This window comes from Fulvivirga marina (genome assembly GCF_016775155.1).
Lineage (GTDB): Bacteria > Bacteroidota > Bacteroidia > Cytophagales > Cyclobacteriaceae > Fulvivirga > Fulvivirga marina.
In genome coordinates this window covers 564,430-590,506 of sequence record NZ_JAEUGD010000067.1, presented here as the reverse complement: position 1 = coordinate 590,506, position 26,077 = coordinate 564,430, and the positions used below count along the sequence as shown (strand labels likewise).

General features: G+C 38.4%; 25 protein-coding genes. 19 read left to right on the top strand and 6 right to left on the bottom strand.

All coding sequences use genetic code 11. From position 1 onward, the window contains the following. Nucleotides 1–25: 25 nt before the first annotated feature. The 7 genes from JMN32_RS26725 to porN all read left to right on the top strand — a co-directional run bounded on the left by JMN32_RS26725 (nucleotide 26) and on the right by porN (nucleotide 7,766). Nucleotides 26–1,171: a DUF4271 domain-containing protein gene (locus tag JMN32_RS26725; protein WP_202859470.1), complete on the top strand. Its 1,146-nt coding sequence runs from the start codon at nucleotides 26–28 to the stop codon at nucleotides 1,169–1,171. 30 nt (nucleotides 1,172–1,201) lie between these two features. Beyond that, the gene (locus JMN32_RS26720; protein WP_202859469.1) at nucleotides 1,202–1,978 is read left to right on the top strand and encodes a uroporphyrinogen-III synthase; all 777 of its coding nucleotides are present in this window, start codon (nucleotides 1,202–1,204) and stop codon (nucleotides 1,976–1,978) included. Between the two features lie 116 nt (nucleotides 1,979–2,094). Beyond that, entirely contained in the window at nucleotides 2,095–3,051 is a 957-nt protein-coding gene (locus tag JMN32_RS26715) for a PorP/SprF family type IX secretion system membrane protein (RefSeq protein WP_202859468.1), read from the top strand. A gap of 194 nt (nucleotides 3,052–3,245) precedes the next feature. Continuing rightward, nucleotides 3,246–4,319 carry a T9SS ring complex lipoprotein PorK/GldK gene (gene porK, locus JMN32_RS26710; protein ID WP_202859467.1) on the top strand — a complete coding sequence of 358 codons (1,074 nt, stop codon included), beginning with the start codon at nucleotides 3,246–3,248 and terminating at the stop codon, nucleotides 4,317–4,319. Nucleotides 4,320–4,381: 62 nt separating this feature from the next. Beyond that, nucleotides 4,382–5,212 (top strand): type IX secretion system motor protein PorL/GldL, encoded by an 831-nt coding sequence (gene porL / locus JMN32_RS26705; RefSeq protein WP_202859466.1) that lies wholly within the window; start codon nucleotides 4,382–4,384, stop codon nucleotides 5,210–5,212. Nucleotides 5,213–5,256: 44 nt separating this feature from the next. Further along, a complete protein-coding gene (gene porM / locus JMN32_RS26700) occupies nucleotides 5,257–6,843 on the top strand; it encodes a type IX secretion system motor protein PorM/GldM (RefSeq protein ID WP_202859465.1) in 1,587 nt (528 codons plus the stop codon). Nucleotides 6,844–6,860: 17 nt separating this feature from the next. Beyond that, nucleotides 6,861–7,766 (top strand): type IX secretion system ring subunit PorN/GldN, encoded by a 906-nt coding sequence (porN, locus tag JMN32_RS26695; protein ID WP_202859464.1) that lies wholly within the window; start codon nucleotides 6,861–6,863, stop codon nucleotides 7,764–7,766. Nucleotides 7,767–7,816: 50 nt separating this feature from the next. Here the strand turns inward: porN and uvrC are convergent, their stop codons facing one another. From uvrC to porW, 3 genes are read right to left on the bottom strand one after another with little or no spacing between them, the layout of a single operon-like run. Beyond that, nucleotides 7,817–9,601, bottom strand: a complete 1,785-nt coding sequence (gene uvrC, locus JMN32_RS26690) for an excinuclease ABC subunit UvrC (RefSeq protein WP_202859463.1) — start codon at nucleotides 9,599–9,601, stop codon at nucleotides 7,817–7,819. A 17-nt stretch (nucleotides 9,602–9,618) separates the two neighbouring features. Further along, nucleotides 9,619–11,928: a transglycosylase domain-containing protein gene (locus JMN32_RS26685; RefSeq protein WP_202859462.1), complete on the bottom strand. Its 2,310-nt coding sequence runs from the start codon at nucleotides 11,926–11,928 to the stop codon at nucleotides 9,619–9,621. Continuing rightward, entirely contained in the window at nucleotides 11,918–14,434 is a 2,517-nt protein-coding gene (gene porW, locus JMN32_RS26680) for a type IX secretion system periplasmic lipoprotein PorW/SprE (protein ID WP_202859461.1), read from the bottom strand. Before porW ends, JMN32_RS26685 begins: the two co-directional genes overlap by 11 nt. Nucleotides 14,435–14,696: 262 nt before the next feature. Between porW and JMN32_RS26675 the strand changes: the two genes are divergently transcribed. The 12 genes from JMN32_RS26675 (at nucleotide 14,697) to JMN32_RS26620 (ending at nucleotide 23,246) form a co-directional block, all read left to right on the top strand. Further along, nucleotides 14,697–15,572 carry a M23 family metallopeptidase gene (locus tag JMN32_RS26675; RefSeq protein ID WP_238354637.1) on the top strand — a complete coding sequence of 292 codons (876 nt, stop codon included), beginning with the start codon at nucleotides 14,697–14,699 and terminating at the stop codon, nucleotides 15,570–15,572. Nucleotides 15,573–15,583: 11 nt separating this feature from the next. Then, entirely contained in the window at nucleotides 15,584–16,015 is a 432-nt protein-coding gene (locus JMN32_RS26670) for a bactofilin family protein (RefSeq protein ID WP_202859460.1), read from the top strand. After that, entirely contained in the window at nucleotides 15,969–16,205 is a 237-nt protein-coding gene (locus tag JMN32_RS26665; RefSeq protein ID WP_202859459.1) for an AtpZ/AtpI family protein, read from the top strand. The genes JMN32_RS26670 and JMN32_RS26665 overlap by 47 nt, the downstream gene beginning before the upstream one ends. Beyond that, entirely contained in the window at nucleotides 16,206–16,592 is a 387-nt protein-coding gene (locus JMN32_RS26660) for a DUF6168 family protein (protein WP_238354636.1), read from the top strand. It begins immediately after the preceding gene. Nucleotides 16,593–16,704: 112 nt separating this feature from the next. Next, a complete protein-coding gene (gene atpB, locus JMN32_RS26655) occupies nucleotides 16,705–17,796 on the top strand; it encodes a F0F1 ATP synthase subunit A (protein WP_202859458.1) in 1,092 nt (363 codons plus the stop codon). A gap of 36 nt (nucleotides 17,797–17,832) precedes the next feature. After that, nucleotides 17,833–18,021, top strand: a complete 189-nt coding sequence (gene atpE, locus JMN32_RS26650) for an ATP synthase F0 subunit C (protein WP_004569351.1) — start codon at nucleotides 17,833–17,835, stop codon at nucleotides 18,019–18,021. Nucleotides 18,022–18,108: 87 nt separating this feature from the next. Continuing rightward, nucleotides 18,109–18,609 (top strand): F0F1 ATP synthase subunit B, encoded by a 501-nt coding sequence (locus JMN32_RS26645; RefSeq protein WP_202859457.1) that lies wholly within the window; start codon nucleotides 18,109–18,111, stop codon nucleotides 18,607–18,609. A gap of 1 nt (nucleotide 18,610) precedes the next feature. Then, nucleotides 18,611–19,171 carry an ATP synthase F1 subunit delta gene (atpH, locus tag JMN32_RS26640; RefSeq protein WP_202859456.1) on the top strand — a complete coding sequence of 187 codons (561 nt, stop codon included), beginning with the start codon at nucleotides 18,611–18,613 and terminating at the stop codon, nucleotides 19,169–19,171. Between the two features lie 17 nt (nucleotides 19,172–19,188). After that, entirely contained in the window at nucleotides 19,189–20,769 is a 1,581-nt protein-coding gene (gene atpA, locus JMN32_RS26635; protein ID WP_202859455.1) for a F0F1 ATP synthase subunit alpha, read from the top strand. Between the two features lie 66 nt (nucleotides 20,770–20,835). Then, the gene (atpG, locus tag JMN32_RS26630; RefSeq protein WP_202859454.1) at nucleotides 20,836–21,714 is read left to right on the top strand and encodes an ATP synthase F1 subunit gamma; all 879 of its coding nucleotides are present in this window, start codon (nucleotides 20,836–20,838) and stop codon (nucleotides 21,712–21,714) included. Between the two features lie 68 nt (nucleotides 21,715–21,782). Next, on the top strand, nucleotides 21,783–22,592 hold the full coding sequence (locus JMN32_RS26625) for a hypothetical protein (RefSeq protein WP_202859453.1): 810 nt from the start codon (nucleotides 21,783–21,785) through the stop codon (nucleotides 22,590–22,592). Nucleotides 22,593–22,613: 21 nt separating this feature from the next. Next, nucleotides 22,614–23,246 (top strand): class I SAM-dependent methyltransferase, encoded by a 633-nt coding sequence (locus JMN32_RS26620; protein WP_202859452.1) that lies wholly within the window; start codon nucleotides 22,614–22,616, stop codon nucleotides 23,244–23,246. Here the strand turns inward: JMN32_RS26620 and JMN32_RS26615 are convergent. The 3 genes from JMN32_RS26615 to JMN32_RS26605 are packed head-to-tail and all read right to left on the bottom strand — an operon-like array spanning nucleotide 23,241 to nucleotide 26,008. Beyond that, nucleotides 23,241–23,903, bottom strand: a complete 663-nt coding sequence (locus JMN32_RS26615) for a DNA alkylation repair protein (RefSeq protein ID WP_202859451.1) — start codon at nucleotides 23,901–23,903, stop codon at nucleotides 23,241–23,243. The genes JMN32_RS26620 and JMN32_RS26615 overlap by 6 nt on opposite strands. Then, nucleotides 23,900–24,757, bottom strand: a complete 858-nt coding sequence (locus JMN32_RS26610; protein WP_202859450.1) for a YdeI/OmpD-associated family protein — start codon at nucleotides 24,755–24,757, stop codon at nucleotides 23,900–23,902. The genes JMN32_RS26615 and JMN32_RS26610 overlap by 4 nt, the downstream gene beginning before the upstream one ends. Before the next feature lie 39 nt (nucleotides 24,758–24,796). Next, nucleotides 24,797–26,008 carry a bifunctional alpha/beta hydrolase/OsmC family protein gene (locus tag JMN32_RS26605; protein ID WP_202859449.1) on the bottom strand — a complete coding sequence of 404 codons (1,212 nt, stop codon included), beginning with the start codon at nucleotides 26,006–26,008 and terminating at the stop codon, nucleotides 24,797–24,799. Nucleotides 26,009–26,077 lie beyond the last annotated feature (69 nt).

Below are 26,077 nucleotides of genomic sequence, written 5' to 3'. Positions count from 1 at the left end.
TAAATTGCAGCGAAATCAGATAAATGTGAAGAAGAGATTATTATATGTATTTTTTTGTCTGGCCCCCTGTTGGATGCTCTCTTATGAGGTAGTTGGTGCAGATACAACAGTTGTTCGAGACCTCTCTCATGACTGGTATTTTTATGATGTAAGTAGAGAGAGCTACTTTCCATTAGTTAATAAGGCTTCATTTAGAGGGAAAACACTTCATTTTGATTTTTCGCCATCAGATTTTGACAATAGTATACTTCAGGTCAAAGGAGAACAGGGCTACTCATTATTTCTCAACAATCAGATGATCGGAGTCATAATTGAGGACCAATATTATGATCTGGACAGTCTAAAAAGGGTATATGGCTCAGAAGAGTGGCACTTTACAATTTACCATAAAAACCTGGATCCATTTGGAGTTTCAACACAGGTGGTAAAGTACAGCTTATCAGACAAGCCACTGGCTGAAAATCCGGTTATTATACGAACTCGTCAGTTTCATCCGTTTTATAACTTTGTTATCACTGCTTTGATCTTGATAGGGGCCTTTCTGGCGGCTTTGTACAATTACTTCCCTAGAGTGCTGTCTGACTTTTTTAAGGTTAGAAGAGCCTTCGCCCTGAGAGAAAGTGATGAAAACTTGTTTAAAAGCAGGCCGTTAGGTCAAATCAACCTTTTAGTGTACCTGTATCTGAGCTTTTTAGCAGGTCTGGTGTTAATGCTACTTGTTTATCAGACAGGTATTCATGTAGAGGCGGGTGTGTTCAATCCGGGTAGCTACTGGGATGGTTTATGGAAATGGTTGCAATTATCCATGTTGATTATGTTATGGCTGTTTGTCAAATACTTGCTGATTAGTAATTTGTCATCCTTGTTTAGGTTGGGTGGGTTCATGATATCTCACTACTTTAACTATATCCGGATGTCCCTGATCATTTTTTCATTGGCTATAGTTATAATGGTATTGTCTTATTTTGGCTTTGGGGTTTTCTCAGAAGAGTATTATAGTGTATTCGTTGATATAGTATTGGCTTTCCTAGGGTTAAGAGTAGCAATCTTGTTTTTTAAATTATTGAGTTCGGCGTCATACAAAACTTTGCATTTATTTTCATACCTTTGCGGCACTGAAGTAATACCATTTGGTATTATTCTTTATTTAGGATTAAATCAACTATTCTGATTTACTAAAGAGTAACCGTTGAGTGAAGCTATGACCGATCAAGTGAAAGATAGGATACGTCCAGTGAAGAGTATCCTCGTTTCTCAGCCAAAACCTAGTGATGAAAATTCGCCCTATTTTAAGTTGGCGGAAAAGTATAAGCTGAAGGTAGATTTCAGGCCTTTCATTCAGGTGGATCCTGTATCCATCAAGGAGTTTAGGCAGCAAAAGATTGATATCCTGAAGCACACGGCTATAATTTTTACCAGTAGAAATGCTGTTGATCATTTCTTTAACATTTGTGAAGAAATGAAAATAGAGATGCCGGCCGACATGAAGTACTTCTGTATTTCGGAGCAAACGGCTAATTACCTGCAAAAATATATTGTTATCAGAAAACGAAAGATTTTTACAGGGCATCGTACAGCGACTGATCTGTTGGAGATATTAAAAAAGCATAAAAACGAAAAGTATTTATTCCCTTGTTCTGATATCAGAAAAAATGATATACCAGATTTTCTGAGTCAGAATGGGTTTAACTATACAGAGGCTATTATTTATCGTACTGTAGCTAGTGATCTTTCGGATCTTGAAAATGTGTATTATGATATTCTGGCGTTTTTCAGCCCATCAGGTATCAATTCGCTTTTAGTCAATTTCCCAGAGTTCAAGCAAAATAATACGAGAATAGCGGCTTTTGGTCCGACGACGGCAAAGGCGGTGAGGGATGCGGACATGATTCTGGACATAGAAGCACCATTACCAAATGCACCTTCTATGACAGGGGCAATAGAGTTGTACATCAAGAAAGCGAATGGTATTAAGTAGGCCGGAGTTTATTCCTTTATTTGGTGAATCATCTGGAATCTTTGTGCTTTTAACGCAAAATTCTTGAATCTATTGTCAAAAATAACTTATATTTAAGACTGCTTTTGACTATAGATATGCGAAGAGTTATTTTTTATATATGGTTAGGGGCGTTATTTTTTAGCCTTAACGCAGCAAACGCCCAACAAGACGCGCAATTTTCATTTTACATGAAAAATGCCTTATTCTATAACCCTGCTTTTGCAGGAACAGAGGGTATTACGCAAATAACCTTGTTACATCGTACGCAGTGGGCGGGCTATAAATCATCATTTGATGATGGTGGAGCGCCTAATACCCAAGTTTTTAGTATGACAACCCCTATTTATCGCTTTAGGAGTGGTTTTGGGGCTCATGTGGTGAATGATAATTTGGGGCCGGTGAATAATCTTGAGGCTCAGCTCTCGTACTCATATCATTTAGGTATTAAAAAGTCCAAATTGAGTTTTGGAATTAGAGCGGGAGTTTTTTCGCAGTCAATAGATAAAGGACAATATAGACCTATTGATGAAGGGGATCCTGTAATAATAGAAAGTTCAGATTCTCAGGTACGACCCGATATGGCATTAGGTGTGTATTATAGATCAGAAAAGTACTATATAGGTTTGAGTATGAACCATATTCTTAAGTCGGAATTTGATTTTGGAGTTGACGTCGTCAAAAATGCACTTGAAAATCATGCATATTTAACTTTTGGGTATATATATGAAGTGAATTTTGATGTTAAGCTGTCTCCTTCATTTCTTGTGCAGACCGATTTTAACGAGTATAGTTTTATACTTGGGGGAATGGCTTACTATAAAGATCAGTTGTGGGGAGGTTTGTCGTTTAGACAGTCAGATGATGTAAATCTTTTGCTAGGGTACAATTTTTTAAAGGATAAGTCGTTAAGTTTTGGCTACTCTTTTGGGTACGTTGTAAAGGATCAGGATGCGAAGCAGCCTACTACTCATGAAGTGTTGTTAAGCTATCAACTGCCTGTTAATCCGGGGAGTGGCAAAAAGGTTATACGTACTCCAAGGTTCAGACATTAAGGATGAAAACGTTTTGCTTTTAATTGGAATTTATTCAATTTGTGAAATATCTATAATAAACAACGGTGGTCTTAAAAACTCTTATTGAAAGATTTTAAATAGAATTTTTTTTATATATTTCCACTTCAAATTTAAACAAACATGGTTGGCTTTAACTTAAATTAATTAAGTTAAAGGTTTTAAAGAAAAGTGTTATGCGTAAAGTTACAAGAAGATTCCTCTACTCATTGTTGTTGTTGGCACCAGCAATATTAGGAGGTTGTGGACTCTTAGGCCTTGGTGGCGGCGGAGGAGATCAGGGTGAACTAGTTGGTGTGCCTGGACGAGAGGGGTGGGTGATGACGTTACCCTATGGTATGGTTCCTATTCCTGCGGGAACGTTTCATATGGGGCAGGCAGATGAAGACCCTGCGTCAACGCAGATCAACTTCAACAAGCAGGTTACAATTGGCTCATTCTACATGGATGATACCGAGATTACAAATAATGAATATCGTCAATTCATCAATCAGCTTTTCGAAGATTCGGTAAGTGTATTGGGTGAAGATAAAATTAGGAGTGATTACTACCCTGACACCACAGTATGGGTTAGAGATTTTGCTCACCACATGGGTGATCCTGTTCAGGATTATTATTACTGGCACCCCGGTTATGATGATTATCCGGTAGTAGGAATTAATTGGGAAGCCGCGGTTTATTTCAGTGAATGGAGAACGACCTATTGGGCAGATTTCAGAAGAAGTATTGGAGAAGTACCTATGCCATCTTTCAGACTTCCCAATGAGGCAGAATGGGAATACGCTGCTAGAGGTGGAAGGGACATGGCTAAATACCCATGGGGTAACCCTTACATAAGAAACTCTAAGGGATGTATGTTGGCTAATTTCAAACCAGGTAGAGGTAACTTCTATGATGATGGTTTTGCCTATTCGGCACCTGTAGCATCTTATTTTGCTAATGACTATGGTTTATACGATATGGCTGGTAATGTGTCGGAGTGGTGTCTGGATGATTTTAGCCCGGTATCTGTACCAACAGTATGGGACTTAAACCCTCAATTCATTGATAAAAGAACTGATCCGAATAGCTCTAAGTATGACCCTGAGATCTTATCTAAGAAAGTTATTCGAGGTGGATCTTGGAAGGATGTTGCATACTATTTGGAAACAGGAACAAGAACCTTTGAATACAAGGATTCAGTCAGAGCATATATTGGTTTCCGTAATGCTATGACTCATTTGGGAAGATCATCAGGAACCGAATTTTAGATTTGATTTTTACTATCAAACAAATTAAAATTAACTTTCATTAAAATTAAAACCTTAAGACAATGAGTAGAAAAAAAGGCGGATTTGCAGAACTTCTATTTAGGACCATAATGCCCAAGATTTATGGTATAGGTGCTGCAGTAGTAATTATAGGTGCTATGTTTAAAATTTTGCATTTGGAAGGAGCTAATCAAATGCTTATGATAGGTTTGACCACAGAGGCTATCATTTTCTTCTTAAGTGCTTTTGAACCACCACATGCAGAACCTGATTGGTCCAAAGTCTACCCTGAGTTGGCGGAAGATTTTGAAAGTGCTGCTACGGCTCCAAGAATCTCAAATAAACCTGGAACTTCTCCAACACAGGAACTTGATAAAATGATGGACAAAGCTAAAATAGGTCCGGAATTGATAGAGAGTCTGGGAAAAGGAATGAAAAATATGGCGGACTCTGCATCCAAGATGTCTAACTTGGCTGATGCAGCCGTTGCTACTAACGATTATGCAAAAAATGTGAAAACCGCCTCACAATCATTGTCGGAAATGAATAAATCTTATGCTTCAACAGCGCAAGCAATGTCTTCAATGGCAGAAGCTACTAAAGATTCTAAAGAGTACCACACGCAAGTACAAAATGTAACTAAGAATCTTAGTGCGTTGAATGCTGTCTATGAAATGGAATTGAAGGATGCTGATAGTCATGTTAAAGCAATGAACAAGTTCTATACTAACATGGCTGGTGCATTAGAAGGAATGACAAAAGCAGGTGAAAAGACCAAGTCCTTTGCTAATGAATTAGACAAACTGACTGGTAACCTGACTTCTCTCAACACAGTATACGGAAGTATGCTTACTGCTATGAGAGGTGGAGGAAACCCTGGTAAACAAGGGTAATTAGGAAGAATTTATGATTTATTCATTAACAAAACGAATCTAACATGGCTGGTGGAAAAGAAACCCCAAGACAGAAGATGATAGGTATGATGTACCTCGTTCTTACTGCGCTGTTAGCGTTGCAGGTAAGTAATGCGGTACTCGAAAAGTTCGTCTTTATCGATGAAGCCCTTAGACGTTCGGGTGAGGAGATGGCTGAGAAAAATACAAAGACGTTGTCTGCTATTACAACCGAAGTAAAGAAGAAGGGTGATAGAGCTGCGGATAAGGCAGCTTTGAGTAAAGCAACTAAGGTAAAAGAATTAACCAATGAAACGTTAACCTATATGAGCGGTCTTAGAGATAAGATGGTTGAAATAACTGGTGGACGTGATGAAAATAATCAGCTTGTAGGAGCTAAAGATTATGATATTGTTGGTAATTATATGATCCAGAAAGGAGAAGGAGAAATACTTAAGAAAAAGCTTAATGATTATGCTAAGCAACTTGAAGGTTTAACGGGTAATCCGTTTGCTCCTTTGGCAAAAGATGCGAAGGATCTTGAGATAGCTAAAAATGACGAGGATCAAAAAAATAAAACCTTTTCAGAGTATTATTTTGGTAACACGCCTACTGCAGCTGGAATGGCAACAATAAGCCATTTAGAAACTGAAGTATTAAATTACGAAGCTAGAGCATTGGAGAATTTAGCTGAGCAAGTTGGAGCTAAAGATGTCGAGTTTGATAAACTGGTACCTTTGATTAGGCCAACTTCAAATGTTGTAGCTGCTGGAGCGGAGTTTGAAGCAGATCTTTTCATTACAGCTGCTGCTACTGGTATGAGTCCTACTTTTATGTATAATGGTAAGGAAATACCAGCTGAAGAAAATGAGTTTGGTATTAAGTACGGTAAGGTTAAGTTTTCAGCTAAGGCAGGAAATTATGATCCAAAGACGCTCATGTCTGAGCAATCATTCAAAGCACAGATCGCTTTGAACGATTCAACTTATACCATTGATCATAAATATTTTGTTGTTAAGCCGGTTATTCAAGTTAGATCAGCTGCTTTACAGGCTTTATACATGAATTGTGGTAATGAACTTGATATTCAGGTTCCTGCATTGGGTACTGCTTATAACCCTTCTTTCTCATCTTCGGGAGCTAAAACTGTAAAAGGTAACAGAACTGGTTTAGTTACGGTTATTCCTGAAGGAAGAAGTAAAGTTAAATTAACAGTGAGCAATGGAGGCAATGTTTTGGGTACGGAGACGTTTGATGTTAAGAAGGTGCCGCCACCAAATGTAGAAATTACATCCAGAAATCGACCTGTTGATTTTGAAAAGGGTATAAGTGCTGCTGCCTTAACTACTATCAAGGTGAGTGCTGAGGCTGATGAGAACTTTGCTAGAGAGGTACCAAAGGATGCCAGGTATAGAGTAAGAAGAGTTAATGTGAAACTGGCAAGAGCAGGAAGGCAAATTAAGGCTCAGGACTTTAGTTCTGAAAATATTGACTTGAGATCTTGGAGAAGTTTGTTTAGAAAAGGTGATAATTTGATTGTTAAAATTGAAAATGTTACCAGAAGAACTTATCAAGGTGAAAACGAAAGAGTGAAACCGGCGACTACTATTTATAGTATTCCGATTGATTAATAAATATTAGGTCTGAAATGATAAAGTTTAAGAAATATATCCTCGTTGTCTTAGTAGGAATTTTTGCGACACCAACAGCATACGCTCAGTTAAGTGAATTGGATCAGTATAATCCTAATTCTATTGAACCTATCGCCAGATATGAGCATTTGTTTAAAAGAAGGGTGTGGAGAGTTATTGACTTAAAGGAAAAGCAAAATAAGGGATTCTTTGCCAGAGGGGGTGAGATCACGGGGTTTATCCTTGATGCCATTAAATCAGGTGAACTTGCTGATTTATACGTCAATGATTCATTGACCACTAAAATGAGCAAGGATGAATTCTTGAGCAAATTGGTTTACCAGGAAGGGTTACAAATAGATGCGTGGCAATCAGGGGTGGAGTACTATGAAGGAGATCAGGTAAGGTATAATGGAACGGTTTACTCAGCTATATTTGATGAAGTTGTTTCCGTTCCTTCAGAGTCTCCGGATGACTGGGAAGAAACGCCTGGCGTGGGGGATGCGATCTTATTCCTGCCAAGACAGATTAGTTTATTAATGTTAATGGAGGACGTGATTTTTGATAAGAGGAGATCTAGACTTTACCATAAGCCACAGTCAATACAACTTATCATTCCTGGTTCTGAGACCTTGGATGGTGTTCAGCTACCATTGGCGGTTCTTAAGTATAAAGATCTACATGCCTTGTTTAAAGCACATCCCGAGAGCGCAATTTGGATTAATAGGTATAACAGTGCAGAAAACAAGAATTTTGCAGATGCATTTGAATTGAGGTTGTTTAGGGCTTCATTATTTAAGTTTGAGAACCCTGACGATGATCCTATAGTTGACATGTACAAAAGCCGAATGGAGGCTGTTATGGCGTCTGAGTGGTGGGAAATGCAGCTAATGGAAAAAGAACATAACCTTTGGGAGTATTAAAATTGAAAGTTAATAAAGCAAAGGCTGTCTCAATTTTGAGGCAGCTTTTTTTATTTATTAAAGTGTTTGTAAACAATTTCAGCTTTGCTGTGTCCTAATAATTTTACTAGCTCCTCCTTTGATAGTGCTTTGATTTTGCGTGTGGATTTAAACTCATTTAGCAATTTATCTGTCGTTTTTTTTCCAATCCCTTTGATACTTTCGAGTTCAGTATTAAAGCTCGCATTGCTTCTCTTTTGCCTATGAAAAGTGATGGCAAACCTATGAGCCTCATCGCGTATTCGTTGAAGTAGGAATAATGAGGGAGATTTTTTGTTAATATGTACAGGGATTGAATCCCCGGGAAAATATATCTCTTCCAGGCGTTTGGCTATACCTATTATTGGAATTTGTCCATACAGACCAATTCCTTTAAGTGCATCGCACGCACTGCTCAACTGACCCTTTCCTCCATCGATTACTATTAGCTGAGGAAGTGGCAGGTTTTCGTTCATGAGCCGGCTGTATCTCCTGTGTACAATTTCCTTCATAGAAGCGAAATCATCCGGCCCTTCTACTGTTTTTATGTTAAAGTGTCTGTAGTCCTTTTTAGCAGGTTTTCCATTCTTAAAGCATACCATGGAGGCCACTGGGTTCGAACCTTGAAGGTTACTGTTGTCAAAGCATTCTATATGTTGAGGAGTTTCTCGTAACTTCAAATCCATTTTTAGTTGAAGCAGAGTTTCATTTTTCTTCTCTTGGCCAGTAGGCTTGATTCTGTCTTTTTTATACTCCAGAGCATTTTTCAGAGAAAGCTCTAATAGCTTTTTCTTGTCTCCTATTTTGGGTACTACATTATAAACATCTTCCTTTAATGAGAATGCTATGTTGGATATTATTTCTTTATTGTCACTGCTATGACGATCGCGAAGCTCTACAGCGATTAAGCTCAGTACGTCTTCATCAGATTCTTCCAGCTTCTTTTTAACCTCAACAGTTTTTGCTAAAATAATTGCACCATTTTTGACTTGTAGATAGTTAACAAATGCAGCCTGCTTTTCACTAACTATAGAAAATACATCCAGTTCAGATAGCTTAGGGTTTACTACTGTTGACCGTGTCTGGAACTTGTCTAGAAGTTCAATTTTGTCTTTGAATTTCTGGGCTGATTCAAATTCCAAATTTTCCGATGATGTCATCATTTGTTGCTTAAAGTAGTTTCTTACTACCGAAAGGTTTCCTTTTAAGATACTTCTGGCCTGTTCTATTTCATTATCATAATCAGCTTTAGATTGTAGGTTCTCGCAAGGGCCTTTGCAATTTCCTATATGGTACTCCAGACATACCTTGAACTTTCTCTCAAGTATATTTTTTTCAGATAAGTTGAATTTACATGTTCTGATTGAGTATAGCTTTCTTAAAAGGTCAAGAACATTTTTCATGGCCACCACACTTGAAAAGGGACCAAAGTATTCTCCGTAAGTGGGGTCAAATGTTCGGGTGGAAATAATACGCGGCAGCCTTTCGTTTACAATACAGATATAAGGGTATGTCTTATCATCCTTTAGTAAGATGTTGTACTTAGGTTGATTTTCTTTAATTAAGTTGTTCTCTAGAAGTAAAGCATCAAATTCGGTATTGGCCAAAGTATATTCCATTGACACTATCTCCGAAATGAGTTTTTGTGTTTTCCGGTTAAGTTGGTGAGACTTACTAAAGTAGCTTCCTACCCTCTTTTTAATACTTTTTGCCTTACCAACATATATAAGTTCCTCATCTTTGTTGAAGAACTTATATACACCGGGTGAATTAGGTAATGTATTTCTTTCTTCTACCGAATGTCGCGGTACATGCATTTAACTCCTCTTTGCTATTAGCGAAAATCTCCTTCATTCCATACAGGATTTTCTTCAACCGAAGTGCTATCTGACTCTGAAGTTGTGCCGTACCTACTACAGTCAAGGCTAACATCAACCCCGCCGATGGGTCTTTGGAATGAACCCTTCTCATATGCCAGAGCATCATCTTTATATACTTTGAGCATGTATTTTTCCCAAATCGGACGTGCTGTCTTAGCTCCTTGGCCTAAATACCAATTTCTAAAGTGAATACTTCTTTCATCTCCACCTACCCATACACCGGTCACTAAATCTTTGGTTACTCCCATATACCATCCGTCAGAAGCATTGTTGGTAGTACCTGTTTTTCCCCCAACTTCGTTATTGATCTTAAGCTCCATGTCTATACCTATAGAGGTGCCTCCTTTTTCTTCAACACCACCCTTTAACATGTAAAGCATTTTATAGGCGGTCTGTTGACTTATTGCCTGTCTGGTTTTAGGAACAAAGTTTTCTATAACATTTCCATTCTTGTCTTCAATTCGCGTAATGTAGTATGGCTTGGTATATATACCCAAATTGGCAAATGTGCTATATGCACCAACCATTTCATATATTGAAACATCACTAACGCCAAGGCATAAAGCAGGTACTGCATCCAAAGGGCTTTCAACCCCTGCTCTCCTTGCAAAGTCAACAACATTTTCAGGTTTGATCTCTTTCATCAGGTATGCAGTTATGGTGTTGATCGACCTGGCCATACCTTGCCTGATGGTCATTTCTTCTCCTGTTCCATAAGTGCCATCTGAATTTGGAGGTGACCACGTTGGAGGGTCTCCGGGTACCTGAAATGTAACCATTACATCACGGACCTTATAGCAGGGAGGGTAGCCATGTTCTATTGCTGCTCCATAGACGAATGGCTTAAAGGTAGAGCCTGGTTGTCTTTTCCCTTGTTTTACATGGTCATACTTAAAGAATTTATGATCTATACCTCCAACCCATGCTTTAATGTGGCCTGTGTGTGGGTCCATCGACATGAGTCCGGTCTGTAAGAATTTTTTATAATATGCCAATGAATCTATTGGGCTAAGCAACGTATCCTTTTCTCCTTCCCAGGTAAACACGGTCATGGGCTTAGGTCTGTTCATGATAATTTGTACAGAGTCAGACTCTGCGCCATATTTTTTTACTAGTAGCCTGTAATGCTCTGTTCGTTTAAATCTTGATTTAAGGAATCCTGAAATTTCTCTTCCTTTGTCATCTATCCATGGGTTTTTTCCTTTCCAGTGCTCATTAAAAACCTTTTGCAGGTTGGCCATATGATCTTTTACAGCTTCCTCAGCATAACTTTGCATGCGGCTGTCAATGGTTGTGTAAATTTTGAGACCATCTTCCCACAAGTCATAACCATTTTCTTCGCACCAATCCATAAGGTCTCTTCTGATTACCGTTCTGAAGTAAGTTGCCAACCCCTTATTTTGGTTAGCTACATCATAGTTCAGTTCAATTGGCAGGGAACTAATAGAGTCATATTCTTCTTGGGTATCAATTTTATAACCATGTTTATGAATTTTATAAAGCACCTCGTTTCTCTTGTTGAAAGAGTTTTCAGGATTCCTCACAGGGTTAAAGAAAGTTACAGCTTGAAGAAGACCTATTAAAACAGCTGATTCCTGTAAGTTTAACTCTGAAGGGCTTTTATTAAAAAAGGTTTCTGCTGCTGTTTTTATACCATAGGAATTACTGCCAAACTCAGCGGTATTCAGGTACATCGAGATAATTTCCTCCTTGGTAAAATTACGTTCTAGGTAAACTGAAATTATCCATTCCTTTGTTTTTTCAACAATCCGTTTTGGATACCTACCCCATGAGGCAATCTTTCCCTCTAATTCTTCATTTTGTGTATAAAGGTTTTTAGCAAGTTGCTGAGTAATGGTACTCCCTCCCCCAGCATAGTTAAAAGTTAGTATACCCTTTATAACCCTTAAATAGGCTATGAAATCCATTCCTGAGTGCTCAAAGAACCTGTGATCCTCTGAAAGTAATAGGGTGTTTACCAGATCTGGAGAAAGGTCCTCATATGCAATCTGGCTCCTGTTATAACGGAAATACCTCCCCAAGGATACTCCATCCGATGATATTAGTTCTGATGAAAGATCATTTTCAGGGTTTTCTAAAGCTTTGAGGCTTGGCATTCCTCCGTACAAACCAAAAAGATCAACACTTACAGACCAAATATAAATGGGAAATAATAGTATTATACAAATTAAAAATACGCGTAGGGCAACAACTGATACTTTGTATACCTTGCCCTTATCATTGAGAATTTCTTTAAAGTTCATTTTTATAGTTCTTGTCAAAAAACCTTATGTAGGCTTCCAAATCTTTACTTTGATAGAAGATATTGAAATTATCTTTGGTGATTACAAATTTATAAATTTTTGAGTTCTGGGTTTTCTCAGAAATAACATCTTCACTCACAAATTTTTGAAAATAGGATACTGCGCTTTGCTTATCCTCGAAACTTGAAACCATCGTAATGGACTGATTTTCATTTAAGATAAGATTACTTGTTTTTAGTTTTTTTTCTTGAAAGTTGGCATCATTGTAAGCTTCGATAAGCGGGTAGATTTGATCGGTTAAACCTTTACCAGCGTCATAAACCACCACTAAATAGTGTTCTTGGTTAAAGTATTTTACAAACTCGGTTCCTAATAACCTTCTTTGCTTTTTTAGGAAATTTTCGGATGCAGCCAATAGCTCTTTTACATATGGCGTGATATCGCTATCAGGGTGCTCTTTAATGAGCTCAGTAAGCTGGTATTGGTATAGGTTAATATCCTCTGTTTTTCCCGTGATGAGGATCTTGAGTAATTTGAGACGAGGAGTGAACACAGTCTCTTGATAGTTATTCATGGCCTGATTTAATATGCCAATAGCTTCTTGGTACTGCTTATTGAGATAGAGTTCATAAGCATTTTTGTACGCTTTTTTTAGTTGCTCATTAGCCGCAGTGCTTTCCTCAGTATAATTGGGGTTGGCCAGAAGTTTTGCATATGTTGTGTTTGGATACTGGGATAGTAATCTTCTCTTATATTTTTCAGTATCCCGGCCAAGGTTTTTATTAATTAGGTAAAGGTAATAGAGTACCTCAGGTTCATTTTCGGTATCAGGAAATCTTTGTAATAATGTTTCAAATGAAGAAGAGGCATTCTGTTCTTCATGAAGTTTAAAGTAATATATATTGCCAAGATTATAGTATGCTTCTTCTATTTGTGTAAGCGCCCTTTTTTTCGCTTCGGAAGAGAATGGTATTTGACTGTACATTTTTTCAGCCTGAGCTGTAAGGACCGTTTCTGGGTTCTCTTCTCCCACTTCTACATCTTCTTTGTCTGTGGGAAGGTTTGTGTTGTTTTTAACTTCTTCAAAGTCCTGTTCTGATTCTTTATTGTATCTTCTCCAATTATCTTCAAGTGCTCGATCTCCCCATACCCTTTTGAATTCAGTTTGACCCATGGCAATAGCTGAAGGGTTGTCGAAGTACCAACTCGTGGAACTGAAGCCCGTATTATCTTGTAGCTGATTAAAGGTGTTTCTTCTTATACGTTTGCGTTCTTTCTCTTCTTCTTGTTTCTTTTTTTCAGCTTCGGCAGCGATATATTCATCGATCTGTTTCCTTATACTGATCGAATCTTTTTCAGAAAGAGCCAGTAAACTGTCTTGTAGATGTATAGTGTTTAACTGCTTGACAAAGTCTGCCAGTACTCCTTGCCTTTCCTTGATCTGCTCATAGTTTTGATAGTCCTTGGGAAGAACAGTAATAGTGCTGTCATAATAGGCCTTGGCCAGTTCATATTTCCTTAAGCTATCATAGTGTATCTCACCTAGCTTCAAGTATGATTGACCTTTTTGGCGGTTATTGTTTGTACTTGCTTTTACTGATTCCTTGAGGTATTTTATAGCATCATTAAGGTTATTTTGCCTCATTTCAAAGGAAGCCATTTCGTAATAAATTTTATCCTTGAATTCTTTATTTTTCTTATCTTTTAATAACCTTTTGAAAAGCTTTCGGGCACTTTTTAAGTCACTGGATTTTCCTAACTCAGTCACTTGGGCCATGTATAGGCGGGCATGAAAATCAAGTTCATATTCTGGATTACTGGCAATGCACCTTTTATAATAGTTGAATGCCTCTGCGTCGAAGCCTAGCATTTGGTACACCTGACCGATGATAAAATATATTCTACCTTTGCCATCCTTTTTTTTAAGCAGTGGGGCTGCCTTTACCAGGTTTTGAACCATATTGTCATAATCCTCCTGAACTTGATAGTAGTGGGCCCTGTTGATGTATAGTAGTTTTTGATTACTTTTATTTAGCTTTTCTTTTTTGAGATAATCAGAAACAGAAGTGGCATTATTATACTCTGTGTAATCAGTAAAAGTCCTGAGCAAGTGAACAAGCCCTCGGTGCCGAGCATCCGGATCTTCGCTCTTTGTGTTTACATATTTAAATGTTTCTATGGCGTTTACATAATCAGTGTCATAAAAGCGGGCCAACCCAATCAGGATATAGCTATCATCAACCCACTTACTGTTTTTATGCCTTTGAATGGCAATCGAGGCTTTTTTGATACATTCTTCTACTTTGTCTTCATATGTTTTAGCTAAAACAGAGTCTATTTCAGGGTAGATGTCCAGAATGTTATTATAGTCATTATCGTAGCTGTCGTTAATAATTTTCTCTATTTCCCTAATATTCTCTTTAGCATAGAAATAGGCATTGTACCTTGCAGTAGTATTGTGATATGTTTTGCTAAGGATATTTTTACGCTCAGCGGAGCAAGACATTAGCAGGTAAGCAGCAATAATGGAAATGTAAAAAAAATGATATCTTAAACGTAACAATGTATTTTTTATTCGTTAAACTTCAATAATGAATGTCCACTTAGTTGAAAATTTGCGATAAAGATCACTATTTTTTTCTGGTAATTTATATATCAGAAATCGTTAATAATGAGTATTCCTGAACAAAACGTAAAAATTAAGTTAATTAATACAATAATCGTTTATAATATCTATTTTTGTTCCCCAAAATTTAATCCGCAGCAATTTGAAGGCAAGAAAGACACTTTCGAGTTGGTTAGTTAACCGCTACCTGCTTATCATAAGAAATGAGGAAAACTTTGCTGAAAAATCTACATTCAGTTTTACGTATGCTAAAGTAATACTTCTGGCAGTAACTGTATTTATCGTTCTAATGGCTTTGAGTCTTTTGCTTGTTAAGACTTTATTGGCCCAATGGTTCGATCCACGACATGCGCAAATTGAGGCCAATAAAAATCTTTATGAACTTACACTTAAAGTAGATTCTTTGGCGCAGGAAGTAGAAGAAAAGGACCGTTTTATTAGAAATTTTCAGCGGGTCTTGAGTGGAGATACATCCCAAGTTTATAGCGACTACGCCTCTTCTGTTAACACAAACCAGGAGGTAGTTAGTAGCCAAACATTAACAGATGTGAATAAGCTATCACCTATTGATTCTCAGTTTAGACAGGAGTTTGAACAAACTGATCTCTCGCTACTTAATCTAAACAATGGAGCATATACCGATTTACAGGAGATGTTTTTCTTTTCGCCAATTTCCGGTTTTGTTTCAGCGTCCTACAACGTTAAAGAGGGGCATTTTGGTGTTGATGTGGTGGCAAAGAAAAACGAACCCGTGAAAAGCATTGCGGATGGAACAGTAATCATGTCTTCTTGGACCCAGGATTCTGGCTATGTAATTGCTATTCAGCACCGTGGTAATCTGATATCAGTTTATAAGCATAATGCTGAACTATTAAAAAAAGTTGGTAGTTTTGTAAATGCTGGGGAAATTATTTCAATAATTGGTAATACTGGCGATTTAACAGATGGCCCTCATTTACACTTCGAATTGTGGAATAATGGAAACTCGGTTAATCCTGAAGAATTTGTAACTTTTTAAATGTAAAGACCATGTTTAGCTCAAAGGAAAGTCATAAGGTTGCAGAGCAAATTAGCAATTCCAGCAATATTATAGGTAAAGGCACTTTGCTTCAAGGTAATATTGAAACTTTCGGCAATATCAGAATAGAAGGCAAAATTGTAGGTAATATAAAAACCAAATCAAAGGTTGCTCTTGGGCAATCTTCACATGTGGAAGGAAACATTTTGGCTCAGAATGCCGAGGTGGAAGGTGAATTGAAGGGAAATATTGAAATAACTGACACTTTGATATTGAAACCTACCGCTGTTATTCACGGTGATATTATAGCTTCAAAGCTTATAGTTGAGTCAGGTGCTGCATTTAATGGAGGCTGTAAAATGGGGGTGTCTGTGAAGGAAATTAAAATTGGGGAAAATGGAGCAGCCAAAACCTTCAAAACAGAAGGAGCCAAAGCCGTATAACAACTTCGTCAGATATTCCGGATTGGCTATTCAAATGGCCGTCACTATATACCTAGGAAGCTTGCTGGGAGCATACATTGATGAAAGAACAGGTAATACATCTGAGTTTTATACAAAGGTAATTACTTTGATTGCTGTATTTCTTTCCACCGTTATGGTAATTCGTCAGGTTATCAAATCCAACAATTAAATGATCAAAAGATTTTTTTCCTTCACTTTATTGGTTGTGATGGTCACAGTGATCTTGTATGTAACCCACATATATATTCTGGGTTATATTGGGGAGGAAATGGCTTTTTCACTATTGGGTATGTATATTTTTCATTTTTCTGCATACTTCATCATTTGCCTTTCAGTTGAGCTTTTATATACTCGATTACCCTCACAGGTTGGCTATGCATACCTTGCTTCAGTATTTATTAAAATTGGAGTTTTTGTGCTGGTGTTTAAGTCTGCTATATTTGGTGCCGAAGACTTGAGCATGGCTGAGCGGTTGTCTATTGTTGTTCCTATGTTTCTGTTTTTAATTTTTGAGGCAACTTATTGTGGACGTTTGATGAATTCCCAACAGGCTTAGGTATTTGAAGGTCTGAATTTTCAGAAAAAACAATCACAAAAAAAGGTTGATCTTATTCAGAATTGCTTAGTTTTGCACCCAAATTTATAACGGATTCGTTTTAAGTATGGTGATGCCTAAAAAACTTACAAGCCTTTTATCAATACTGACATTGTTTTTTTTCTCTAACCTGGCTTTTGCATCGGAAAGCAGTGAAGGAGAACAGACCCACGGCGGTGCTGTAGATACTCAGGAAGAAATTACCGCTTATATCAAGCACCACTTGCAGGACTCCCACGATTTTACCCTCTTTACTTTAGGTGAATCAGGTAAGCATATTGGCTTTCCTCTTCCGGTAATACTTTGGGATGACGGTTTACATGTATTTATGTCATCGAAGTTTCATCATGGAACAACGGTTGCAGAATCGAAGGGTAACCACTATGCCATTTACCACGGGAAAATATATAGAACTAACGCAGAGGGAGAGCTTAATTTTGATGAGCATCATCACCCAACTAATGTTAGACCGCTAGATATTTCTATCACAAAGAATGTGGTGGGGATGTTATTTGCCGGTTTCCTTTTAATATATCTTTTTGGATCTTTGGCTAAAAGCTATACGAAAAAGTCTATACCTACCGGGGTAGGAAGAGTACTTGAACCATTAGTGATCTATGTAAGAGATGAGATGGCAAGACCGAATATTGGAGATAAGTACTATGAGAGGTATATGCCATTCCTTCTTACGGCTTTCTTCTACATTTGGATATTAAACCTTCTGGGGCTAACCCCACTTGGCTTTAATGTTACTGGTAACATAGCAGTAACAGTTTGTTTAGCATTGTTTACATTTATAATAGTACAGTTTAGTGGTAAAAAAGACTATTGGAAACATATCTTCTGGATGCCAGGGGTTCCGATTCCAATGAAGATAATACTAATGCCTATTGAGATTTTAGGTATGCTTACTAAGCCATTTGCCCTGCTTATTCGTTTGTTTGCAAATATTACGGCAGGTCACTTCGTAGTGATGAGTCTAATTGCACTTAGTATTACTATGAAAGCCACATTTGGTCCGGTGGCGGCAACGGGTATGTCTTTGGCGTTGGCTTTGTTTATTACAGTTATTGAGTTATTAGTTGCCTTTCTTCAGGCTTATATCTTCACAATGCTATCGGCATTGTTTATTGGTATGGCTGTTGAAGAGCACGACCATCATTAAAAGAGAATTTTTGTTTAATTATATAAATCAATTCACATGTACAATTTAATTGGAGCAGGATTAATCGTAATCGGTGGTGGAATTGGACTTGGTCAAATAGGTGGTAAAGCAATGGAAGGTATTGCTCGTCAGCCTGAAGCAGCCGGTAAAATTCAAACTGCCATGATTATCATTGGAGCATTATTGGAAGGTCTGGCATTTGGTGCTTTGATCTTGGGTAAATAATGTAGAAGACTTGTAAGTACACCTTGTTGCGATAGGCGCAAGGTGTACTTCTTAAAATAGAATAAACAAAAAACTAAATTATATAAAATGGATCAGTTGCTAAACGACTTTTCACCCGGCTTGTTCTTCATGCAAGCATTCATTTTTCTGATTCTCCTTTTGTTATTGGCAAAATTTGCCTGGAAACCTATTATTCAGTCTTTAAAAATTAGAGAAGAGTCCATTCAGGACGCTCTTGATTCAGCTGAAAAGGCTAAAGAAGAAATGGCGCAGCTAAAAGCGGATAACGAGAAACTTTTGGATGAGGCCAGACAGCAGAGAGATGCTATTTTACAGGATGCCAGAGAGGTTGCTAATGGAATTAGAGAGGAAGCTAAAAATGATGCAACCAAGCAGACTGATAAAATGATTGCTGACGCAAAAACAGCAATAGAGGTCGAAAAGCAAGCTGCAATGGCAGAGGTAAGAACGCTTGTAGCAGAGCTTTCACTACAGGTGGCTGAAAAGCTGTTGAAGAGAAAACTTGATGACGAAGGTGCTCAGAAGGAGTTGATATCAGATTTTATTAAGGACGTTAAGCTGAACTAAAATGTCAGAATTTATAGCAGCATCAAGATACGCTAAGTCATTGCTGGAACTCGCCGATGAAAAGGGCGTGCTGGAGGAAGTGCACAACGATATGCGTTCTTTCCATGAGCTTTGTAAAGAAAACCGTGAGTTTACGCTTATGCTAAAGAATCCTATTATTAAGCATGACAAAAAAAGAGTTATTCTTGAGAAGGTATTCAAAGGTAAGGCCAATGATCTTACCATGGCAATCTTTGAAATTATTACAAGAAAGAATAGAGAAGGGATACTTCCCGCCATAGCTAAAGAGTTTCATAATCAGTACAATCTATTAAAGCAAATAGAAGTAGCGAGAGTAACTACTGCCGTGCCACTATCTCCTGAGTTGCGAAGTCAGTTTGAGGAACTTGTAAAGAAGGTTTCATCAAAGGATAGTGTTGAGTTAACAGAAGTAGTAGACAAAGACATTATCGGAGGCTATGTGTTGAAAATAAGCGATCGTCAGATTGATGATTCCTTAAAGAGCAAATTGAAAGCACTTGAACTTAAGTTCAGTCAAAACCCATATATCAAAGAATTTTAATTTAAGAAAAAATAAAGATGGCTAACGTAAGACCAGACGAAGTTTCAGCGATATTAAGAGAGCAACTTTCCGGTGCTAAAACCGAAGCCGAGCTCGAAGAAGTAGGTACGGTACTAGAAGTAGGTGACGGTGTTGCCCGTATCTATGGTTTATCTAAAGCACAATCAGGTGAGCTTCTTGAGTTTGAAAACGGCCTGAGAGCATTGGTACTAAACCTTGAAGAAGACAATGTAGGTGCCGTACTTTTAGGAGATTACAAAGATATTAAAGAAGGTGATACCGTTAAGAGAACAGGAAGAATCGCTTCTATCAATGTAGGTGACGGTATGGTTGGCCGAGTGGTTGATACCCTGGGTAATCCTATCGATGGTAAGGGTCCCATTGAAGGAGAGACATTCGAAATGCCTTTGGAAAGAAAGGCTCCTGGTGTAATTTACAGACAGCCAGTAAATGAACCTTTACAGACTGGTATCAAGGCTATTGACTCTATGATTCCAATCGGTAGAGGTCAACGAGAGTTGATCATTGGTGACCGTCAGACAGGTAAAACTGCTGTGGCTATAGATACCATCATCAACCAAAAAGAATTTTATGAAAGAGGCGAACCTGTATTCTGTATTTATGTAGCAGTTGGTCAGAAGGCTTCTACTGTTGCTGGTGTGGTTTCTGCTTTAGAGAAAGCTGGTGCTATGGACTACAGTGTTGTAGTTTCTGCTTCTGCGGCTGATCCTGCTCCTATGCAGTTTTTTGCTCCATTTACAGGAGCTTCCATAGGTGAGTACTTCAGAGATACAGGAAGGCCGGCGCTTGTAATATATGATGATTTGTCAAAGCAAGCAGTAGCTTACCGTGAAGTTTCGCTTCTTCTAAGAAGACCTCCGGGTCGTGAGGCATATCCAGGTGATGTATTCTACCTTCACTCAAGGTTATTAGAAAGAGCAGCAAAGGTTAGCCAAAACGATGAAATAGCTCAGGCAATGAATGACCTTCCTGAGTCTTTGAAAGGTAAAGTAAAAGGTGGAGGGTCTTTGACGGCTCTTCCTATTATTGAGACTCAGGCTGGTGACGTTTCTGCATATATCCCTACCAATGTAATCTCGATTACTGATGGACAGATATTCCTTGAGACGAACCTGTTCAACTCTGGTATCAGACCAGCGATTAACGTTGGTATCTCTGTATCAAGAGTAGGTGGTAGTGCTCAGATCAAATCAATGAAGAAGGTTGCAGGTACATTGAAGCTTGACCAAGCGCAGTTCCGTGAATTGGAAGCATTTGCTAAATTTGGATCTGATCTTGATGCTGCAACAAAGCTCACAATCGAAAGAGGTAGAAGAAACCTGGAAATACTTAAGCAGGCGCAATATTCACCTGTTCCTGTGGAGGAGCAAGTTGCAATCATCTATGTATCTACAAGAGGTATGATTGATGATGTACCTGTAGATAGAGTAAGAGAGTTTGAGCGTAACTTCCTTGATATGCTGAGAAACAAGCATAAAGATGTGCTTGACTTGCTTCGCGCTGGCAAACTTGAGGATAGCGCTACCGATACTTTAGCTAAAGTGGCTAAAGATCTCGCTAAAGAATACGCTCACTAATAAAATATATAAGATTATCACGTCAGGTAAAACTGACTTGGTGATATTAAAACTTGATTCGACAAAATGGCGAATTTAAAAGAGGTTAAAGGAAGAATTCAGTCTGTTACGTCTACTCAACAGATCACCAAGGCCATGAAAATGGTGGCTGCGGCTAAGTTGAGAAGAGCTCAGGATAACATCACCCAGATGAGACCCTATGCTCAGAAGCTCACTACAATGCTTCAAAATCTTTCTTCTCAGGAAGGGGATGCAGAGCAAAGTCAGTTTTCTGAAGTGAGGGCTATTGAGAAGGTACTTATCATGGTTGTTACTTCAGACAAGGGTTTGTGTGGAGCTTTTAACAGTAATGTTTTTAAAGCTGTTAACAGACACATCAAAGAGAATTATCAGACTCAGTTTGATAAAGGCAATGTTACTATACTGACCATTGGTAAGAAAGCTCGTGATTACTTCGAGAAGAGAGACTATAATGTAATTTCCGATTACTGGGATATGTTTTCTCCTGTATCTTTTGAAAAGAGCACAGAGGCTTCCGAATATGCTATGGCGCGGTTTACTGAAGGTAAGTATGATAGAGTAGATCTGATCTATAACGAGTTTAAGAACGTTGCTACTCAGATCATGAGAGTGGAGCAGTATTTACCTGTACTTCCTCCGGAAAAGGATGCTGATAGCAAATTCCAGGTAGATTACATCTATCAGCCTTCTAGAGAGGAGATCGTTAAAGACTTGATTCCTAAATCATTGAAGATACAAGTTTATAAAGCTATACTGGATAGTAACGCTGCCGAACATGGAGCAAGGATGACAGCAATGGATCAGGCAACCGATAATGCCGGAGAGCTTTTGAAGGAATTGAGGCTTACATATAATAGAACTCGTCAGGCGGCTATTACCAAGGAGATCCTTGAGATTGTGGCTGGTGCTGAGGCTCTTGGTTAATATGTAATCTTGTAGATTTTTAATGGAGCGAATCAGCAGTGGTTCGCTCTTTTTATTTTATCCTGCTTATGTTGTACAGATACCTCAACATACTTAGTTTGGATGTGGTCGCAGGGGCGTGCATTTGCGCTATGTTTTTGGCGGATTTTTTACAAGCTGATCTGCATTGGGCCGCAGTTACATTATTGGGAGCGTGTGTATGGTTAATATATACCTTTGATCATCTTACTGATGCTAGAAGTATTTCCCACATAGCTAGTACCGAAAGACACCGTTTCCATCAACAACATTTTACCAGGCTTAGTATAGCCTGCGTTTTGATGCTTATTGTCTCAGCTTTTTTGCTGTTCATGATCCCTCCTCAAACTTTGGTGTGGGGAGCAGCACTGTCAAGCCTTGTACTAGGCTATTTTTTGTTGCTTTACCTGTTAAAGCTGAAATCGTCCTATCACAAGGAAATTACTATAGCCATATTATACGCTACCGGCATTTTACTTCCTGCATTAAGTATTTCTTCTGACTATAGTTTATGGATAGTCTCCATGGTATTTATCCAGTTTGTGATGCTTGCTTTTACAAATTTGGTTGTGTTTGCTGTTTATGAGGTTGATTCTGATGAAAGGGACTCTTCCCCTTCAATCGTCCGAATTTTAGGAGTACATCGTACTAACATTTTACTCAGAGTTATCGTAATCTTTCAAGCCCTGCTTTGCTTTATTCTTTTAAACGTTGACCACCTTCATGCGCTGGAGTTGGTCATGATGACTATGATTGCATTACTCGGCAGTATTGTTTTCTTTAGAAGGTTTTATTATCGAGCTACATTGTATCGAATAGTAGGAGATGCGGTTTTCCTTTTGCCGCTTTTGACTTTATAGGGTTAGTCAATAGTTTATCTTATGGCTAATAATTTTAATTCAGTAGCATTTATTTATGACACTCTGGCCAGACTGGTATTCGGAAGAAGTATACAAAGAGCTCAGGCTGGACTGTTATATTATGTACAGAATGCAAGTAAGGTGTTGGTGCTGGGTGGAGGAACAGGTTTTATTCTACAGGAGCTAGATAAGCTTGGTCTGTCATTAAAGGTGACCTATGTTGAACCCTCATCAGCTATGATCGACCGATCCAAAAAAAAATCTCCTTTCAGGTACATTGATGTTGATTTTGTTCAAAGTAAACATGATGCTGTTTTTGGGGCAGGTAAATTTGATGTTGTTATCACGAATTTCTTTCTGGATGTTTTTACAGAGGAGCAGCTTCGAGATGTTGTTAGGCAGGTGTCCTTGCAGGTAGATAAAGGTGGGATGTGGTTGTTAACGGACTTTGTTATAACAAAAATATGGTGGCAAAGGATGCTTGTTAGGTTAATGTATTTTTTCTTCAGAGTAACAGCAGGATTGGAAGGTGATCGATTACTTAATTTTGAGGAATTCCTTGCTATGGTAAACTTTAAGCCCGTATACCGGCAGTATTATTATCATGGCATGATTAGAAGTGATATATATAAAAGGGATGAATATCCTTTATAGATATTTAATACCTTCTTTTATACTCAGCTTGGCAAGCTGGTTATTTTTAATAAATGCTCTCACCCATTCCGGATTCGTCTTGGAGTACTCTCTCAATACCCAGCCTATTGCCTTTTGTAAGAAAAACTCCTTAGAGTTTATGTGTTTTAAAATACATTCAGTAAGCAGACTTGTATTTGTTTCCTCCTTGTATTTCAATTGAAATAATATAGCAGACCTGTTTAACCAAAAATCCTCAGAATCTCGCCACTTAGGAATATATAACGGAATTTTTTTCGGGTAATTTTTAAAATACTTTCCAGCAAGATTGGCGGCAGTCAGATCGATGGTATCCCACCACTGCTTATGGGTAAGCATGTATTCTAAAGTAGTTATATGAGACTCATTAATTCTCTTTGACATTCTTTGGCAAAGATCTAAAGCCACTAGCTGTAGTTCTCGCTCAGGAAGCTCCCAGAGATCCACTACTGTGTGATGCAATTCAGAAACAGGTGGAAGCCCAAAGTCTTTTAAAAAAGCACGTGTAACCTCTCTTCGGAGTGGAGTTTGGATACCTAAAAAATCAAACTGACCTCGAAGGTATTTCTTCATGGCCATAGCCTGTGATTCATCGGCATATGGTATAAAGTATTCCCTTAATTTTTGAGCATATGTCATTTCTGAAATGGGTTCTTAATGCTGTTGCTTAACCTATAGAGTGTTTCTACTAATCTCCTATCCTTGGTTTCTTTGCGCTTGGCAGTGGATACCCATAATGCATATTCCTTTCGATTGGTGTAAGATAAGCCGTTATAAAACTCTGCAGCCTCAGGGTTTTGTTGAAGGAGTTCTTGCAGTTCAGTTGGAATGTTTACTTTGCGCTCACTTTTATCTTTCTCAATAGTGACCAATACCTTATCACCTACATTTTTTCCTATGGCACTTCGAATTTGTTTTTTAACAATAAGTATAGGGCCATTTCCCATGTTGGCAATAGATCCTTGATAGGGCTTTCCATCAAATGTTGCCTTCACCTTAACCTGTCCTTTGGTGCCAAATGCTTTTTCCATATCAAACGGTATTTGTACCCAGGCGCCACCTGTGTTATCAGTTGAGCCGACAATAGTTGCTTCAAAAGTTTGTGTTTTGGCTAGTATATTTACTTTTACCAGCTTTGCTGGCTTAAAACGTAGTGCAGACCATGTGTCATTGATGCTTATTTGGGAAACTCGCCTATAGCCTAAAGTTGTTAAAGTGCCCCACCCACCATCTCTTGTAATATCTGTTTTAATAGCTGAACTCTTTTTGGGATAAGCTACCCAAAGTGTGCAGCCTTGTATACTTACCTCCAAAGCAGCAGGTACTTTGAGAGTCACATCATCCTGTTGCTTGACAAATATGATTACGAACCCGTACCCTTCTGATCTTGCTATACTATCGTGGGCTATTTGAATATTTATTTCCTCGGGAAGATCAAGGACGAGGGTTTTAGTGCCCGGTGTGTGTTTTAGTTTCTTAATTAACTCAGTCATAGGTAGTGGTTACAAATAAAATGTAGAAGTAAGGTTATTTTAAGTTATGAGACTTGTTTTGACCTGTACACCAGCATGTAAAGTCTTATGCACGGGGCATTTATCCGCGATCTCCATTAACCTTTCTTGTTGCTCTTTAGTAAGATCGCCGAAAAGCTCAATCTCCCTGGTGACCTGATCTAATTTTGCACTTCCATCATCACAACCTTCACAGTCCAACTGGTGAACTTTGCTGTGCTGTAGGTGTATGCGTACCTCCTCTAAAGGCCACTTTTTCCTGTCTGCGTACATTCTCAGAGTCATACTTGTGCAGGCACCCAGGCCGGCCATCAACAAATCATAAGGTGTAGGACCGAGGTTGCTGCCACCTACAGAGGTAGGTTCATCAGCTAGAAGTGGGTGGTCGCCGGCTTGAATTTGTGTAGTAAAGCCATCATCACCGGTTTGACATACTACTTGTTTATCAGTAGAAAGCGGCTCTTCTCTACTAATATCAATGTACCTGCTGGCCCATGTTGCTATTACATTACCTGCATAGATTGAATCTTCTTTTCTCGACATCAAATGGTCCGCTCCATCAAGTGTGATAAAGCTTTTAGGGTGATGGGCTTTTTTATATATTTTTTGAGCGTTATCTATGCTTACAACCGTGTCTTGTGGAGAATGCATGATCAGCAAAGCCTTTTTTAACTGACCAATATTATTATGAGTGTCAGCATGCTGTAGATCATTCAGTAGCTGATTTTTTATTTTGAAATCTCTACCTCCAATTGATACTGTGGCCTCCCCTTTTGCTTTTATTTCTTTAATGCTTTCTTTGAATAGCTTTTTTAAATGAATAGGGTCGGCAGGAGCTCCAATTGTTATTACGGCTTTTATGCTGTCAATAGATGTGGCTGATGCTAGCACAGCAGCCCCACCGAGAGAGTGACCAATCATAATTGTAGGTGCTTGATAGTTTGCAGAAAGGTGTTCAGCAGCAGTATTTAGGTCACTAACATTTGAAGAAAAATTAGTTTCTGAAAATTCACCTTCACTTTCTCCCAAACCGGTAAAATCAAACCTTAAGACAGCTATTCTGTTTGAGGTGAGCGCTCTGCTTATATTAACCACTGCAGAAAGGTTTTTCGAACAGGTAAAACAATGAGCAAATATTGCGTAGGCTACTGGTTTGCCACTTACAGGCAGTTCAATACGAGCTGAAAGCCGTTGCCCTTTGTTGTTTTCGAAATGTACTTGCTTGGAGTTCATATCAGTGATATTATTTATATACCTTAATTTACAAAAATGACTGCGAGGGGGTGTCAGCAGGCTAACAAA